26 protein-coding genes are annotated in these 15,134 nt (G+C 63.4%); 2 read left to right on the plus strand and 24 right to left on the minus strand.

Annotated features, from left to right (window positions below; translation table 11 throughout):
• Positions 1-163: 163 nt before the first annotated feature.
• The 14 genes from L3X40_RS14345 to L3X40_RS14410 form a co-directional block, all read right to left on the minus strand.
• A complete protein-coding gene (locus L3X40_RS14345) occupies positions 164-361 on the minus strand; it encodes a hypothetical protein (protein ID WP_145907309.1) in 198 nt (65 codons plus the stop codon).
• 28 nt (positions 362-389) lie between these two features.
• Positions 390-578: a hypothetical protein gene (locus L3X40_RS14350; protein WP_066557124.1), complete on the minus strand. Its 189-nt coding sequence runs from the start codon at positions 576-578 to the stop codon at positions 390-392.
• 129 nt (positions 579-707) lie between these two features.
• The gene (locus L3X40_RS14355; RefSeq protein WP_066557121.1) at positions 708-1,034 is read right to left on the minus strand and encodes a hypothetical protein; all 327 of its coding nucleotides are present in this window, start codon (positions 1,032-1,034) and stop codon (positions 708-710) included.
• Positions 1,035-1,183: 149 nt separating this feature from the next.
• The gene (locus L3X40_RS14360) at positions 1,184-2,851 is read right to left on the minus strand and encodes an ATP-binding protein (protein WP_066557119.1); all 1,668 of its coding nucleotides are present in this window, start codon (positions 2,849-2,851) and stop codon (positions 1,184-1,186) included.
• Positions 2,852-3,163: 312 nt separating this feature from the next.
• Positions 3,164-3,997, minus strand: a complete 834-nt coding sequence (locus L3X40_RS14365) for a hypothetical protein (protein WP_237366252.1) — start codon at positions 3,995-3,997, stop codon at positions 3,164-3,166.
• Positions 3,998-4,045: 48 nt separating this feature from the next.
• Positions 4,046-4,825 (minus strand): IS21-like element helper ATPase IstB, encoded by a 780-nt coding sequence (istB, locus tag L3X40_RS14370; RefSeq protein WP_237366253.1) that lies wholly within the window; start codon positions 4,823-4,825, stop codon positions 4,046-4,048.
• A complete protein-coding gene (gene istA, locus L3X40_RS14375) occupies positions 4,815-6,341 on the minus strand; it encodes an IS21 family transposase (RefSeq protein WP_237366262.1) in 1,527 nt (508 codons plus the stop codon). Before istA ends, istB begins: the two co-directional genes overlap by 11 nt.
• Positions 6,342-6,437: 96 nt before the next feature.
• Positions 6,438-6,665: a hypothetical protein gene (locus tag L3X40_RS14380; protein ID WP_237366254.1), complete on the minus strand. Its 228-nt coding sequence runs from the start codon at positions 6,663-6,665 to the stop codon at positions 6,438-6,440.
• A complete protein-coding gene (locus L3X40_RS14385; protein WP_066557115.1) occupies positions 6,662-6,964 on the minus strand; it encodes a hypothetical protein in 303 nt (100 codons plus the stop codon). The genes L3X40_RS14380 and L3X40_RS14385 overlap by 4 nt, the downstream gene beginning before the upstream one ends.
• A gap of 109 nt (positions 6,965-7,073) precedes the next feature.
• The gene (locus tag L3X40_RS14390) at positions 7,074-7,280 is read right to left on the minus strand and encodes a hypothetical protein (RefSeq protein ID WP_066557112.1); all 207 of its coding nucleotides are present in this window, start codon (positions 7,278-7,280) and stop codon (positions 7,074-7,076) included.
• Between the two features lie 3 nt (positions 7,281-7,283).
• A complete protein-coding gene (locus L3X40_RS14395; protein ID WP_066557109.1) occupies positions 7,284-8,021 on the minus strand; it encodes a hypothetical protein in 738 nt (245 codons plus the stop codon).
• Positions 8,022-8,024: 3 nt separating this feature from the next.
• The gene (locus L3X40_RS14400; protein WP_197672706.1) at positions 8,025-8,567 is read right to left on the minus strand and encodes a hypothetical protein; all 543 of its coding nucleotides are present in this window, start codon (positions 8,565-8,567) and stop codon (positions 8,025-8,027) included.
• Positions 8,568-8,602: 35 nt separating this feature from the next.
• On the minus strand, positions 8,603-9,064 hold the full coding sequence (locus L3X40_RS14405) for a hypothetical protein (protein ID WP_066557106.1): 462 nt from the start codon (positions 9,062-9,064) through the stop codon (positions 8,603-8,605).
• An 11-nt stretch (positions 9,065-9,075) separates the two neighbouring features.
• The gene (locus L3X40_RS14410; protein WP_066557104.1) at positions 9,076-9,723 is read right to left on the minus strand and encodes a hypothetical protein; all 648 of its coding nucleotides are present in this window, start codon (positions 9,721-9,723) and stop codon (positions 9,076-9,078) included.
• A gap of 79 nt (positions 9,724-9,802) precedes the next feature.
• On the opposite strand from L3X40_RS14410, the gene L3X40_RS14415 reads away from it, so the two are divergent.
• Both L3X40_RS14415 and L3X40_RS14420 read left to right on the plus strand, forming a co-directional pair.
• On the plus strand, positions 9,803-9,964 hold the full coding sequence (locus L3X40_RS14415; protein ID WP_237366255.1) for a hypothetical protein: 162 nt from the start codon (positions 9,803-9,805) through the stop codon (positions 9,962-9,964).
• Between the two features lie 52 nt (positions 9,965-10,016).
• The gene (locus L3X40_RS14420) at positions 10,017-10,598 is read left to right on the plus strand and encodes a hypothetical protein (protein WP_145907307.1); all 582 of its coding nucleotides are present in this window, start codon (positions 10,017-10,019) and stop codon (positions 10,596-10,598) included.
• 127 nt (positions 10,599-10,725) lie between these two features.
• Here the strand turns inward: L3X40_RS14420 and L3X40_RS22535 are convergent, their stop codons facing one another.
• From L3X40_RS22535 to L3X40_RS14465, 10 genes are all read right to left on the minus strand, one after another.
• Positions 10,726-10,911, minus strand: a complete 186-nt coding sequence (locus tag L3X40_RS22535; RefSeq protein ID WP_445177197.1) for a DUF7736 domain-containing protein — start codon at positions 10,909-10,911, stop codon at positions 10,726-10,728.
• Positions 10,912-11,028: 117 nt separating this feature from the next.
• Positions 11,029-12,183, minus strand: a complete 1,155-nt coding sequence (locus tag L3X40_RS14425; protein WP_066557098.1) for a phosphoadenosine phosphosulfate reductase domain-containing protein — start codon at positions 12,181-12,183, stop codon at positions 11,029-11,031.
• A gap of 136 nt (positions 12,184-12,319) precedes the next feature.
• A complete protein-coding gene (locus L3X40_RS14430; protein ID WP_066557095.1) occupies positions 12,320-12,775 on the minus strand; it encodes a type II toxin-antitoxin system VapC family toxin in 456 nt (151 codons plus the stop codon).
• On the minus strand, positions 12,772-13,041 hold the full coding sequence (locus L3X40_RS14435) for a type II toxin-antitoxin system Phd/YefM family antitoxin (protein WP_066557092.1): 270 nt from the start codon (positions 13,039-13,041) through the stop codon (positions 12,772-12,774). The genes L3X40_RS14430 and L3X40_RS14435 overlap by 4 nt, the downstream gene beginning before the upstream one ends.
• 151 nt (positions 13,042-13,192) lie before the next feature.
• Positions 13,193-13,372: a hypothetical protein gene (locus L3X40_RS14440; RefSeq protein ID WP_066557089.1), complete on the minus strand. Its 180-nt coding sequence runs from the start codon at positions 13,370-13,372 to the stop codon at positions 13,193-13,195.
• Positions 13,369-13,599, minus strand: a complete 231-nt coding sequence (locus L3X40_RS14445) for a hypothetical protein (protein ID WP_066557086.1) — start codon at positions 13,597-13,599, stop codon at positions 13,369-13,371. Before L3X40_RS14445 ends, L3X40_RS14440 begins: the two co-directional genes overlap by 4 nt.
• Positions 13,559-13,846, minus strand: coding sequence for a hypothetical protein (locus tag L3X40_RS14450; protein WP_145907305.1), 288 nt, complete (start codon positions 13,844-13,846; stop codon positions 13,559-13,561). Before L3X40_RS14450 ends, L3X40_RS14445 begins: the two co-directional genes overlap by 41 nt.
• The gene (locus L3X40_RS14455; RefSeq protein WP_066557081.1) at positions 13,806-14,213 is read right to left on the minus strand and encodes a hypothetical protein; all 408 of its coding nucleotides are present in this window, start codon (positions 14,211-14,213) and stop codon (positions 13,806-13,808) included. The genes L3X40_RS14450 and L3X40_RS14455 overlap by 41 nt, the downstream gene beginning before the upstream one ends.
• Positions 14,206-14,574: a hypothetical protein gene (locus L3X40_RS14460; protein WP_145907303.1), complete on the minus strand. Its 369-nt coding sequence runs from the start codon at positions 14,572-14,574 to the stop codon at positions 14,206-14,208. Before L3X40_RS14460 ends, L3X40_RS14455 begins: the two co-directional genes overlap by 8 nt.
• Before the next feature lie 2 nt (positions 14,575-14,576).
• A complete protein-coding gene (locus L3X40_RS14465; RefSeq protein ID WP_066557076.1) occupies positions 14,577-15,113 on the minus strand; it encodes a hypothetical protein in 537 nt (178 codons plus the stop codon).
• Positions 15,114-15,134: the final 21 nt, after the last annotated feature.

Raw genomic sequence — 15,134 nt, forward strand, 5'->3', positions numbered from 1 at the left:
TAAACCATCGAAATGAGGGGTCCCTTTTAGACGCCGATCACCCCGCTAACGGGGTCCTTTTTGCATGCCGATCCACAGCGACGACGGGAGACGAAAAATCGGGGGCGTGCGCCATCGGTGGCGCAGAAGGCGCATTGATTGGCATGGCGAAATTTCCGAAAGGTCAGGCGGCCGGCGGCGAGGGCCGCATGGAAATGATTTCGAGGCGTTGGGCTTCGGCGGGCGCGGTGTTCTGAACGCGTTGGCGTGGCGGTATGTCGAGGCGGACGTAATATTCGTTCACGCTGTTTTTCCGGAGGACGATGTCCTCCCGGTTCTTGATGCGGTCATCGCCGATTCGTGGACGTTCACGGATGCGCATGCGTTGGCCGATGCATATCCGGCGGTGCTCAGGCGACACGGGTGACCAGATCGTGGGTGTCGGCCGGCGGAATGGCGGTGACGCGATAAGGCTGTGTCGGGTCGCCGGTTTGGATGACGAACTGATGCCTGCCGGTCGCATCGCGCCGCTGCACGGCGACCGCATAGGCATGCTCGAACGAGGCAAGCCTCGCGCGTAGCGGGGACCAGGCTGACATAGTGATTTCCTTGCTTCGTGGAGGTGGCGGAGGGGCATTGCTGCCTCCGGTCTCATTTGCGACAGCGCTACCGTAGCCCTGACCCACTCCCTTCCACACGATGAGCGCGAGGCCGCGGTGGAGCAGCGCTCATCGCACGGCTTCGAGCAACGCGGAGAGCTGCGCGAACGTCCGCGCCTTGAGGGAAGGCAGGTTGTGGTCGCGACACCAGGCGACCCACACGTCGACGTTCCGCGAGACGGAGTAGACCCGTCCCGCGCCATCCCATGCCCGATAGGGTGCGTGGGAGTAATGGGCGCGGAAGCGGCGCTTTTCGATATTATAGGGAATGAAGGCCACGGAACGTCTCCATTCAAGCCGGCTGGTCGGGCCACCGGGCATATTGGGCGGGACGTAAGCGTCGAAGGGATTGCCGTCGGTGACGCTCAGATGTGGCAGTCGATAACGGTGAGCCATGCTGACGGCGGAAGACTGTCGAGCATCTTGGCCACTTCTGCGTCCCAAATATGGGCCGGCATGTCTCCGTGGGACAGGCCGAACCAGCCCATTTCGCCCCATTCATGCCGTTCGCCGTCCTTTACTTACCCGCTTTGAGGCCGAAGGCGTCATGCAGGACTAGCGAAACTTAGGGAGAGGTCATTGTAGGAAGCGCTTAATTCGATTTTGCGATCCTTGGGGATCAGCCAGAGTATTTCCTCACGCACCGCATTGCGGATGCGCTCGAGAAGCGCTTCCTCTTCACCGAGGAGCAGTTTGTTGGCGAGATTCCGGGCATATCGTTCAAAGTCGCGGTGCTGCGTGTCCCAGCTGTCGCAGTCGCTATCGTCATTGTGCCAGAAGCAGCATAATTCCATCAGCCACGCGAGGCTCGAGGGCTTTACCGAGGCCCCTTCCCTGACGAAGATGATCGCGTCATCAAGGTCGGATCCATCATTGCGACAGACCAACATGTCGAGGGAAAAGCCGAGAAGCGCAATCGGGTCGTCATATTTTCCGGAACGGGCGATGGGGACGATCAGTCTGATGTCGGCGACGCGGCCGGACAGAGTCTCCGTCGGCAGCATATGTTCTTCGTCATAGGAAAACTGGTGGTCGCCCCGATTGATCGTGAAAGACAAGCCCGTCACGCGAGGCAGTTCGTCGTACCAGCTATAGCCTTCGAGGCTGCGTTCTGCGCGGACCGGTTGATAGCCGAGCGGCAGGCCTTCCTGGAGAAGCGCCTGAGCCGCGCATTGTTCGATGTCGGGTTCATGGGCCGGCATGATGATCATGGGCTCGTCGGCGACGTGTCGACCGATTTCGTTTCTGTACCCTTCGGCGCTCGTTGGTTTCCAGGATTCGAGCCATGGGGCTGCCTCGGCGAGTATGATGTCGAGTTCGCCTGCCCTCGTCCACGAGGCAAATGAGAGGCGATGCTGCGCTTCCAGGGCAATAGTGCGATAGATCGCCGCTTCGATCTCAAGCCGGAGATCGTCGAGGGCTGCATTTTCGACCATCTCTTTGCGAGCAGGCAGCACCAACTGGAGTGTCGGCGCGTCGACTATGTCGATCTTGGCGATCCACTTGTGGGGAGCATCGATTTCGGACACAGTCGGAAGGTGGCACGGCACTTTGACGCCATGGAAGTTGATGCGCGGCGGATGTGGCGGTTCGTGTTCGTGATCACGGAAGATGCCGATCCGACATCCGTTCCAGTCCTCGACGCGGTGTGCCTTGGAGAGAAAATCGGCGCGCGGAAGCTCCCGCCCCCGGAAACGGACCGGAAGCGGATAATAGAGGGCAGCGTCCTTAATAGCGCCATCGAGTTGCTGTGCCCACGCGGCGGGCATGGCAATCAGGAAGGCGGTGCCCCGGGTGATTTCGCAGGGCTCGACGGCAACCGGAACCGAACCAAGCCACGCGTCCGCCGAAATATCGGCCTGCCATCCCTGCGCCGCGCTGCTGGAGAAGGAGCGGATTCTTACGCGCTGACCGGCAAGGCTGAACACGCCCATGCCAGCCGGGTCTTCACGGCGAACGAGATCCGCGCCCCAGTCCGATTGACCAAGCGTGAGGATCGTTGTCGGGTCATCGATTCCAGAACCATCATCGCTGATGAGGAGGGTCGGTTGTCCGTCGAATTGGGCGATATCGACGTCGATCCCGGTCGAGCGGGCGCGCCGGGAGTTTTGAAGCATCTCGTTGAGAACGTCGGTGATCGTACCGTTGAACAGGCGCGTGACCTTGGTGATCGCGTCCTGGCTGACGCGTGCTGAGATTGTGCTGGGTAGCATTTGGTCGCTCCTTGGCCTCAGACCCAATCGGTCCAGCCCGTTCCCCCCGCCTTTCTTCCCAAGGCCCTGGAGGTTCGGCGGCCGGTGGGTGCAGATTGGCGTTGCCGGCGCGAGCGCCTGCTCAGCGCGTTTCGGGGATAACCCGCTCGCATGGGTTCGTAGGGGCAATTGGCGGGTTGCCCGCAGCAAACGCATGGGTCCCCGGGGCGCCTGCATTCGGCTGTCCACGCTTGTCCGAGTTCTTGCGGACAGGCGGAGGGACCGTGAATGTTGGAAGCCTCGTCGGGCAGCGCCAACGGCCGTCGACGATATTCAGTCCGGCGGCGAGAGTTCGGGCGAGGGATCGCTGTCGCCAGGGATCGGATCGACGTTGCTGCCGATGCCCCCCTCCCTTTTCAGCATCTCTTCTTCGTCGGCGAAGATGGCGATCCGGGGGCCGGGCTTCCTGCCGCGGCGGCGTGCCTCGTCGGCGAGCGCCTTCATCATTGTTGCGGCGGCCATGCCGATGGCGTCGGAGTCAAGCGTCAAGTCATGATAACGCTGATAGAATTCGGCGTCAGCCGCCTGAAGCTGTGCGACGGAAACCGGGTTGTCCCGCAGGCGGTTGATAAGGTCGGTCAGATAGGTCGCGAAATCGAGGCCGGCACTGAACGGGGCCTCGTGCAGAACGCAGATCGCCGAATGAAGCTCGGCGATTGCCGACCAGGCACGCTCCTCGACAGCGTCGCGGCCAGCGATGGCACGGCGCTGGCGAAGCAATGCCGGCGACCAGATCGTTGTGCCCACAGGTTTCGGCATCGCCGCGACCGCCGCGCGCCACCCGGCATCGGTGAGCTCGTCGGGCGCGACCGGAAAATAGAAATCGTCGATACCCTTCAGGCACTCGAGGGTATGGATTCGGGCGCCGATGGCGTCGTCGTCGAAGAAGGCATCGGGATGATCGACCCGAAGGCCTGCGGCCAGTTCGAGCGGATCGAGGCGGTAGAAGGGCGGCTCGGGAAGCGCGGGCGGAATAATTCGCGATTTATAGACGTCGATCAGCGGGCGGTTGGCGGCTCCCTCCGAAAGGCCCGGCACGGCCGACGCCAGCGCCCGCCACGCCGCTTCGGTGTTGATTTCCGCTGAGAGTTGACCCGGGATTTTCATCGAGAAGTGACCCGGGTCGGTATGGTGTCCCGCGATGCGGGGGGTGGGTCAAGTGGTGGCTTTTTCCTTCCGTGGTTTGGGTGTTGCGGCGCTGGCCCTGAACCGGAAGCTGTCGTTGCCGGTTTCCAGGATATGGCAATGGTGGGTGAGCCGGTCGAGCAGCGCGGTGGTCATCTTGGCATCACCGAACACCTCGGCCCATTCGCTGAAGCTGAGATTGGTGGTGATGACGACGCTGGTGCGCTCGTAAAGCTTGCTCAACAGGTGGAACAGCAGCGCGCCCCCTGAGGGGCTGAACGGCAGATATCCAAGCTCATCGAGGATGACGAGATCGAGGCGGAGCAGGCGCTCGGCAAGCTGGCCGGCCTTGTTTGCGGCCTTTTCCTGCTCGAGCGCATTGACCAGATCCACGGTGGCGAAGAACCGTACCTTCTTACGATGATGCTCGACGGCTTGGATGCCGAGCGCGGTGGCAATGTGGGTCTTGCCGGTTCCCGGACCACCGATCAGCACGACATTGTCCGCGCCATTGATGAACTCGCCGCGATGCAGCTGGCGCACCATTGCTTCGTTCACCTCGCTGGAAGCGAAGTCGAACCCGGCCAGATCCTTGTAGGCGGGGAACCGGGCAGCCTTGATCTGGTAGGCGATGGACCGGACCTCGCGCTCAGCCATCTCGGCCTTGAGCAGTTGGGATAGGATGGGCACGGAAGCGTCGAACGCGGGCGCGCCTTGCTCGATGAGATCGTCAACGGCCTGGGCCATGCCGTACATTTTGAGCGCCTTGAGCATGACCACCACGGCGGCGCTGGCGGGATCATGACGCATGGCGCAACTCCCGGTCACGCAGGTTGTCATAGCGCTCGACGTTGGCAACCGGCTCCCGCTCCAGGCGCAGCGCCTGGGGCGCATCGATAGGAGGAGCCGGAGGAGCCTTGCCGTCGATCAGGCGGTGCAAGATATTGAGGACATGAGTCTTGGTGGCAACGCCGGCTTCCAGCGCCAGTTCGACCGCACACAGCACGGCCTGCTCGTCGTGCTGCAGCACGAGCGCCAGGATCTCGGCCATCTCCCTGTCGCCGCCAGGACGGCGCAGCAGCTGGCTTTGTAGCTGCCGGAACGCATCGGGCATCTCGGCGAACGGGGCACCGTTGCGCAAGGCTCCGGGCTTGCGCTGGATCACCGCCAGATAATGCCGCCAGTCGTAGACTGTGCGTCCGGGAAGATGATGGGATCGTTCGATGATCCGCGTGTGCTCGCACACGATCTGACCCTCGGCGGCGATCACGATCCGATCGGGGTAGATCCGCAGGCTGACCGGGCGGTTGGCGAACGAGGCCGGCACGCTGTAGCGGGTACGCTCGAAGTGTACGAGGCAGGTCGGCGATACGCGCTTGGTGTGCTCGACGAAGCCGTCGAACGGCCGACCCGGCGGCATCAGATAGGCGACCTCGGCGGCGTGGGCATCGGATACAGTGCCCGGCAGCACGCCATGCTCGATCTGCGCCCATTGCGCGATGCACTGCGCCTCAAGCCAGGCATTGAGCGCATCGAGATCGGGGAAGCTGGGCATGGGTTGCCACAGTCGCCGCCGCGCATCCTGGACGTTCTTCTCGACCTGTCCCTTCTCCCAACCCGACGCCGGGTTGCAGAACTCGGGCTCGAACAGGTAATGGCTCGCCATCGCCGCGAACCGTGCGTTGACCTGTCGGATCTTGCCGGCACCGATCCGGTCGACCGCCGTGCGCATGTTGTCGAAGATCCCCCGCCGCGGCACGCCGCCCAGCACGCGGAATGCCTGGGTCAGCGCGTCGAACAGCATCTCGTGGGTCTGGAGCAGGTAGGCCCGAACGGCAAAGGCGCGACTGTGTGAGAGCTTGGTATGCGCCACCTGCAGCTTGGTCTGCCGGCCGCCCAGCATGGCCCAGTCCTCGCTCCAGTCGAACTGGAATGCTTCGCCCGCGGCGAACACCAGCGGCACGAACGTACCGCGCCCGCTGGTCTGCGCCTCGCGCTGCCGCTCGGCCTTCCACGCCCTGACGAACGCGGCCACGCGGTTATAGGAACCGTCGTAGCCCAGCACCACGAGGTCGGCGTGCATCTGCTTGGCTGTGCGTCGCTGCTTGCGCGACTTGGCGCCCTCGGTCCGCAGCCAACCCGACAACTTCTCCGCAAACGGATCGAGCTTGCTTGGCCGCTCGGGAACCTTGAACCTGGGCTCGACCGTCCCGCTACGCAGGTACTTGCGGATCGTGTTGCGCGACAGACCCGTCCGCCGCTCGATCTCCCGGATCGGCATCTCATCACGAAAATGCCAGCGCCGGATAACGCTCAATAAAGCCATGTCGATCACTCCGGTATCCCCCGACCAGGCAGCCAGGGGGAAGGTCAGAACATGGGTCACTTCTCAGTGGAAATTATGCGCCTCCCGGGTCAGCTCTCAGTGGAAATCAACAGCTTCGGGAAATCCCGGCAGCGGAACGATATAGCAGAGGGCGCCACTGTCATCGCCATCGATGGCGTTTATACATGCCCCCTGCCGGACAGCATGGGCGACATCGGGATCGAAGTCGATGAAGCGCAGCGCGGAAAGTTCGAAGCTGCTGAGCGCTACATGGACGGCAGCCGTATCCGGCGTGGTCGCTGTGTCGAGGACCGCCGCGTTCATGCTGCAGCCACCAGCTGGGCTGGGTGGCTCACGTCATGCTCGATCTTGAGGCGAGCCTTGTCGAATCCGGCAGGCTTTCTGCCCGAGTTGCGGACATGAACGACCGTCGCAACGAAGCTTCGACCGGTCGCGCGCAGACGGTCGCCGGCCTCGTCGAGCCTCATTCTTACCTCGGCAAGTTTCGTCGCTTCGAACTGTTCGCGGAGAATCGGCTTGAACGGTTCGAACTTCACGAAGCGGACGCCGTTGATGGGTGGGCCAAATTCAGCGTCGTGGGCGATGATCAGGAATCGGGACATGGATGTTTCCTCTGGCTTGAGGGGAGAGATGCGGCGGGGCCCGTGCCGGCCCTCCGATCGCCCTTGCCTTCCCTCCTTCCCTTCCCCCGATCACCGGATCGCAGCCCCATCACGCGGACGGCCGTGTCATCGACGATGGGCGGAGATCCGGCGAGACGGTCACATCGATTTTCGACGCACCGCGGTGCCGCCTTTCGACGGCAGCCTGCGCGAGGCGCAAGGCATCGTCGATGTCGTCGGCGTCGATGGTGTCGGACCAACGTCCGAGGTTTCCGCTTCGCGTGCAATAGCGGGCGGTTGCGAAGAATTTCCCCATGGTTCAGGCCTCGGATGTGTCTGCGATCGCGGCTTCCAGCCGGGCGATCCAGTCGGGATCCAGCGTCAGCGCGTCGCCGGCCCACTGGTTGACGATGGCTTCGACGGGATCATGGTCGTCCTGGGGGACGAGAGTGATGTCGTCGTCGTCAGCCCCTTCGGTTTCATAGTCGACAGTGTGGAGAATGACCGGCCTGTTCGTGACGACGCCGGAGACGAGGCCACCTTCGAGGGCAACCACGATTCGCGGGATCTCCGTGGATGTGCCGGCGGCGTTCAGGCGTTCGCAAAGAGCGTCGATCTCGCTGGTGTCGATCGTCCTGAACGCAGCGCCATCGGTGGCGACATCGAGCAGTTCTTCCGGACAGCCCTGCTGCTGCAAAAGGCGCAAGGCGGCGAGAAGGGCACCGAGCTCGCGGTCGTCGACGACGGGGAACGAAATCGGATCCTCCACATGCGCGCGTTCGATCCAGACGTTGCAGTCGGCCTTGGCGGCGAGGTCCTCGGAGGCGAGAGACCCAGGATCGTGGCTCTCTTGCAGAAGGCGCTCACGCTGTGCCTCGTGGAGCCCCTGCTGCCATCCATCGGTCGGAACAGGCGGAAGCCTGTCGCGGTCTATGGAGTCCCGCAGGAGATTGACCATTTCGGCGGCCGCTTCTCGCGCGGCCCGAAAGGTTCCGAAATGGCGGCGAAGGATAGACGGATGCGCGAAATGCCGGCCGCTTGTGACATAGATGAGCATCGTTCAATCCTCCTCGAAAATCGGGTTGAGGGTGATGGCGGCGCTGGCGCGGACAAGGCTGAAGCTTGGGATCGCGGCCGCGACGGCTTCATCGGGCGCGGGCTGGTCGACGCATTCGATGGATTGGAGAAGCAAGCCGGCGAGATGCTGCGCAGAGGTGAGCCCATCGCCGGTGCGAACGATCGCCGAAAGCTGCATCGGAATCTGAATGAGAAACGATTGTCGCGATGCGCTGTCCTGGGCCAGGCGAGGAGCGCTGGGGTCGGACCAGTCGACATTGTCGATGATCCAGGCAGGAACGAAATCCCAGTCGAAGCAGAACTGGTAGTCCGAGCCGATCCGAGCCCAGGCGGCATCGACTACCGGCGTCCATCCGATCACGAGCAGCCGGACGGCAGCTGTTCCGAGCGTGCCGAAAGCATTCTGAATGGCGGCGCCACGCGCGATGCAGTCGGCGTCGACGCCGCGATAGTCGCGCATTGCGAGCACGGCTTCCCAGAGGCAAGCGGCGGTCTCGAGTGCGAAGTCGCTGGTGGCGGATATCATCGTTTCTACTCCAGTGAACTGAGCTGGACGCGCGATCAGGCTGCTTGCCGGGCGCAGTCGGCGGCGAGGCCGAGGTCGGATGCCGTCGGCATCGAGGGATTTGCTGCGAGCCGATCGAAAGCGGCGGTGAGATCCTTGATCGATGTCCAGGTGCATGCGTTCCCTGGATCGCTGTCGAGGAGGAAGACGACGGGCAGGAGGTCCGCAGTCATTTCAGGGAAGATGGTGCGTACCGCCGCGGTCTCGAGACGCTTGGCCAGCAGGCCGATATCGGCCGCCAGTGCGCGCCGTCGGCCATCGGGAATGAGGAAATAGCGGTCCGGTGCGATGATTTGGGCCAGGCGAACACAGGCCAGGCGACCCGCCACGCGCGGTGCGGCAACGCAGCTGACCAAAGCGCGTCGATCCGTGCCGATATCCTCGGCAGGGACCAGGGCGCGATATTCATAAAAGGGCAGCGTCCCGCGGATGCGCGTCCGTGTGACGATAATGTCCATGGGAGATTTCCTCAGGCTACGAGCCGAGCGGGCGCAGCGTCGGGTTCTGTGAGGTGGAGTTCGCGGCGCAGTCGCGCGGCGAAGCGATCGCACTGGAGGAGGTCATGGACCGATGCCCAGCGATTCCGATCGCCGCAGTGGTCCTTGCGGCCCTTGACCCGGCGGAACATGACCTCATGACCGGGACCGAGGGCGCTGAGACTCAGCTGGACGTAGACTTCCTCACCATGCAGGGTGATATCGCCGCTGGCTGCCGGTCCGGCCTTGTTCGAACGGATGTCGTAGCTGTCATCGGCAAGACCGAGCGCCGCGGCGAGCCGCTTGAGGGCCTTGCGGCCGTCGCTGTGGAAGAGCTTCTTGGCGGGCGCATCGTAGCTGACGCCCTTGTGCGCGAGCGCGATCAGCGCGGGCCGGCGCCGAAGCTCGGCAACTGCGTCCATGCAGGCGCGACGCAGGGTCGTATCGTTGGCGCCGAGTCCAGCGGCGACCGTTCCAAGGTGCCGTGCGAGCAGCAACACCGCAGGATCGGTGTCCGAGGATTTGCCGGCGTTGCGGCAGTCCTCGATGGCGGCGGTCAGCGCATGGAGGCAGGCCGACAAGGTCGTGAGGGCGGCAGGATCGAGCGCCTGTTGGAAGCGAAAAGCGATATCGTAGGACACGGAGGTGGCTCCCGGCGTACGGACGCGTCGTCACGCCCGCCCATCGCCCCCCCTCTCCGCTTCCCTTCGCGACGCGCGGATGTTCGAACCAACGACGCGCGAGAATCCGGATTGGGCAATGGATGGTTCAGAAGAGCCTGTCGCGGAAAGCGTTGAGGCGCCCGAGGCGGAGATTTCATCCAAAATGGCGCGTCAACTGTTGATGGCTGCAGGCGTTGTGGCAATATTGGCTTGGCGCTGAGCTTGAACCGCCGGATCAGCCGGCGCCGATGCTTGCTGGAGAAACTTGCCGGATGATGTCGAAACATGCGACGTCTGGAGCTCTTCTCGAGAGCGGATCATCCGCGGTGCCGATGGCCAATCCCCTGATCGTTGCGCTCAGCGCTTGGGATCTGATCAGCATCCGAACATATGGTTGCCTGGTGACGGCTACTCGCTGGTTCGAACCGGGAGAGGGACCGGGCGGAATTGCGATTGAAGCGCTTCGGCTCGGCGATGTGGCGGTCGTTTCGGCACGCGACATGTTGAGAGTGCCCAATTTCGGCCGCCGCTGCTATTTTGATCTCTACGCCGCGATGAAGATGTTCGGCTGGTCCTGGGGCCACGCTTTGGAGCGCGAGACCGAGCAAGACCGCCGCAGGATGGAGGCAGCCCTGGCAGCCCGCGCGCATCTGGCGACGCAGCGGCGTGAAGCGCTGGAGCGCGCCGGCGCGCTGAGGGATCTACACGACCGGGAGGGTCTGACGCGCAAGGACATTGCGCGGCGGGTTGGTCTGTCCGAAAGCGTTGTTCAGCGGAAGATTGCCGAGATCAGGAAGGTCGAGGAGATGCGTTCGCGATATCCGCTCATGCATGGCGAGCGGACCTTGAACTAGGTCGGGTGAAAGAGGACGCGCTTGGTGTCACGCGCTAGTTCGCGGCTCGCGATCGTGGGCTTCGATCAAAATCGCGATCATCCCATCGAATCCGCTGGATGATCGTGATGATGTCAGACGCGGGCCATTACTGGCAAAACTCGGCCCACAGGACGTCCGGATTGGCAAATTCATGAGTAAAGACCGGGCGGCGGAGCAAGGCGCTCACGCCTTCCATGAAGCGCGTGAACGGCATGCATAGACAATCCTGTCCGAGCTGAAAGAGGGCGCATTCCTCAAAGCGAGAGCGATTTCTAGCGGTCGCCCTCGGCAAAGCGGATCGCTTGTTCGCGGGTGAGTTCGCGGGTTGATCGGCGCGTGCTGGATCGGCCATCGAGCATGGGGTCCTCGTTGCGACGATAGCGCATGATGACGGCGAAATGGCGGCGCTTCAGGGACGCGGAATGGCGGTCTTCGTGGCCCGGCCGTGCTTGGCGGCGATCAGAGCGGCGAAACGGGTTCGTACTGCCGCCGCGTCGGGATACAGATCGTCGAGGTTGTGCCGGCGCAGGATCCGCGAGCGGGCAGCTGCGATCAGCGTGGACTCGGCAAGGCTGGGCATGCGTGGCGGCCAGCCTTTGACGAAGCGCAGCCCTACCGGCATCGCTGCTTCGATATGTCGGCGCCCGGCCGCATCGCGTTTGGCCCGTTCGATGTCCTTCTGCAAGGAAGCGGGCAGGAGTCCGGGCGCAACGTCTGCAAGCCAGCGTTGCGGCTGGAAGGAGAATGTCGAATGGGCCTCGATCGACACGAGATGGCGGTAGAGATCGCGGTTAGAGCTGGCACGGGAGGCAGCCTCAAGGTCGCGGCCCGAGGCGAGCACGCAAAAGGCGCAGGAGAGACGCGTCGAATGATAGCGGCAGTAGGCTTCGTGGAGCGGGAGATCGTGCCGCTCATGGGCCGCAAAAACCTGATCGGCGGTCCAATCGACCAACGGATGCCAGCTGATCATGCGGGTGCCCGCTTGATTTCGGGCTTTGGCGAAGCGGTCGTCGATGCGCGAGATGGGAGTCGTGCGCCGGACGGCACTTTCCTCGCGGCGCAGACCGACGACGGACACGATCGTTTCTCCGCGGAAGCGGCGCGCCAACTCCGGTCCGATGATCTGGGCCTTCATCTCCGAGGTGCAGAAGCGGAGCGAGGATGACGACCATGGCCCGATGAGATTGTAGGTTTCGAGCGCCTCGTAGCGGCGTTTGCCGCTCTCGAAGCGTTGTTCCCACCGCGCGACCATATCGCCCGCACCGCGCCGGACGACCAGCAGCGGCAAGCCGAGTCGGGCCGCTACCGCGTCGACGGTGGCCGGTGTCGATCGCCATTCGGCGCGGCCGAGGTCGGCATGAATGGCGAGGCGGCGGTCAGGCGGATGACCGAGCCGGTCGAGCAATGCGATCGTGGCATGCGCGGCGACCGTCGAGTCCTTGCCGCCGGACAGACTGAACGCGAACCAGGCGTGGCGCTCGATGGTGGCGAGAATGGCGGGATCGAGCGCGACGGCAGGCGCCGATCCGGGACAAGGCCGGATCGCCGGGCATGGCTTTGGCATGGAAAGCTCCTGACCGCTCCCGAAGGGAGCGCACGCCTCCTTTCTCCCTCCCCTTCGTCGAGGCGCGTGGTCAGGATCTATCGAAGATCATGGCTCAGGCGACGGTGATGCGCGAGGCGTTTGACGTGGAGTGTGGTCAGCATTCTATGGCAGCGACGTGTCCTTTGGCGGCGTAGTCGATAATTTTGCCGTCACGTGTGACAACGGGCATCCGGTGAAGCCGGGCGGTCGCGATGATGAACCTGTCGGCGGGATCGCCGTGCAGCGGGTCGGGCAGGAGCGAGGACGCAATCGCGATTTCCGGGAGCAAGGGCGCTTCCCGGATCGCTGGTCCGCTCATGAAGCGAGCGAACCAGCTTTGCGGATCTGGCAGGAAGGAGATGGCCGGTGCCTTGTCGCCGCGAACGCGACTCAGCAATCCCACTTCCCACGCGCTCGCCGGCGAGACGAACACCCCATCGGCCAGGGCCGCATGGGTGATGGCCCCGAGCGCTGCCGGAGCGATTGGATCGCCATTGGCCAGCCAGATAACGGCACATGTGTCGAGCAGCACTGCTCGAGGGTTGTCGGTTTCCCCTCCGGCCGCGCTCATCCGTGGAGCTTTCCGTCCTGGGCGTTCAGCGGTTCATCGAGCACGGGAGCGAGGAGATCGACGCCCGTGGGCACTGAAACGGACCCGCGCATGAAGCCGTGCAGTCCCTCGATCGCATCGGTCGTACTGGGAGGCGGCGTCAGCACCGCGACGGCTCGGCCGCGCTTGGTGATCGTCACCTGGTCGACATCGTGACGGGCCAGTCGATCGAGGATAGCAAGGCAGTTGGTCTTGAAGTCCGCGGCGCCATAGGTTTCTGCCCGCATGGCGGTTGCTCCTGGTTATGTCTAGTGACTGGTCATATATGATGACCATAACGAAATGTCCATTGTTCGGTGACGTGATGCCGACGCCCGGGCTGATCGCGGGGCTGGATTGAACGAGAAGCCTTCGTGAAGAGCGCGGCACCTTATGGTATCAGGCCTCGTCGTCCGGTTCGATGACGTCGCGCAGGATTGCGGTCAGAGCGTCGTTGATCGAGATGAGCAGACCGCGGCGCGCGTTTCCTCCCAACCGGTCGAGGAATCGATCGGGGATGAGATTATTGACGGCATGGGTCGCCTCGTCGACCAGCTGGTCGAATTCATCTTCACTCATGTCGCGCTTTCCAGATCTTGAGCGACGGCGGCGATTTCGCGGGCGCGGTCCAGCATGCCGGGAGGCAATTCGCGCGCGCCCTCATCATTGATCGGCAAGGCATCGATTTCGTCGATGATCCCGGCAAGCTCGATCAGCAGTGTTCGAAGCTTATCGCCATGCTGTGCCAGCTCCTGTTTTGCGGCCCTATAGACGTTGGTACGGGCGGCGCCATCGGTATAGCTCACGATGCGGCGTGCGGCACCTGCGATCGGTTCCGCATGAATCTGGGTCGACGGGTACCACCGCCTTGGCCAGCCAGTTGCGAACCAGGCCCACTTTGCCGGCATAGGTTTCATCGCCGATCATGGCGTCGTTCCAATAGCCGGTGGCGACGGTCAGCAGGTCGGCCGCGCTATCGCGGCCCGGCGCTTCCCGGAAATCCAGCTCCGCCTCATCGAGCGTCTTCTCCGTCACGGTCCGCGTTTGTCCCATTGCGCTTCTCCATCAGAGCGGCCCTGACTTTCTCGGACCAGGCCCCGGGATTGTTGTGATGTTCGAGGAACTCATGCGCCCACTGGAACACGGTCTCGCTATCCGCCTCGACGGTGGTCAGCGCATCACCATAATCGGAGTGGTGAGCGCCCTTGCAGCTGTTCTTCATGAAGATGAGCGCGCCCGCGCACATCGCGCGGGCGTCGGTTCCGTCGCCCGGGATGGTCTTGTGGCAGGGCAGCGGTGGCCCATCGAACTGGACTTGCTGCGTGAACTCCTCTGCGCGATAGCCGCCGAGCCAGCCGGCCGGATGCTTGCGGCGCCACGGGCATTCATCGCAGGGCTGCTTGAGGATGGCCTTAGTCATGGCCGCCGCCGAAGCCGTCGGTGCCCAGTTCGCCGCGATCCCCGATGAACTGGGAATATTTTTCATCCCACGGGGGCGGCAGGATTTCGACCGAGTTGTCATCGATCTGGATGCCGGGAGGGCTCGCACCGGGATCGAAGATCATGCCGAGACATTCGCCGATGTCTGGCGTATCGCGGTCCCCGCAGATCGCGACGAACCCGTCGTGAAGCGCGCTGCCCAGGCGGGTCGGTTCGGCCGGGTCATATACCTCGTAGCGAAGATGCACGCCTGCATAGATGCCAAAGGCGTGATCCCACATGGCCTGAGAGTCGATTATCTCTACATGGAGGGTGATGCTCGCAGTGGTGCCGCCTGCCATGGTCAGCGTCCCGCCCGGGGAGTCTGCAGCGTTCGTTCCACAATCGCGCGCGTGGAGTCGCCGAATATCCCGGCCTCGGTGATCACGAAATAGCCACCACCGAACCCGTCCCGCCCGGATTTGTCGGAGACGATCGTCCATTCGAAGCCGAAGGGTAGTGCTGACTTGCAGACCTTCTGGATCAGCGATGCGAGCGCCGATACATCTGCCTCGTGGCCTTGGATGATGGCGACCTTCCCCTTGCCACCGGCGTCGTCAGCGATGCTGGTACGCGCGCCAAAGTCGGGGAAGTCCGGATCGGACCAGAGCGCGAGGAAACTGGCAAAGGGGTTCTCCTCGTCGTCCCTCAACGGGAAGGTGGCCTTGAATGCCTCGCTACGCTCGGCGTAGCAGGCCCTGGCGGCGTCCATCTCGTCGAGCGGGATCGCGGCGAATCCCGTGTATATCTGACCCGCGGTCGCAAGACATTCTTCGAGCAGCGCCGCTTCGTCCGGCGTGACGCCAATCGTGAATGCAGTTTCCAGATGAGTGCTTTCCATGTGCGGTCTCCTTGACGCGTT

Source organism: Rhizorhapis sp. SPR117, assembly GCF_021742065.1.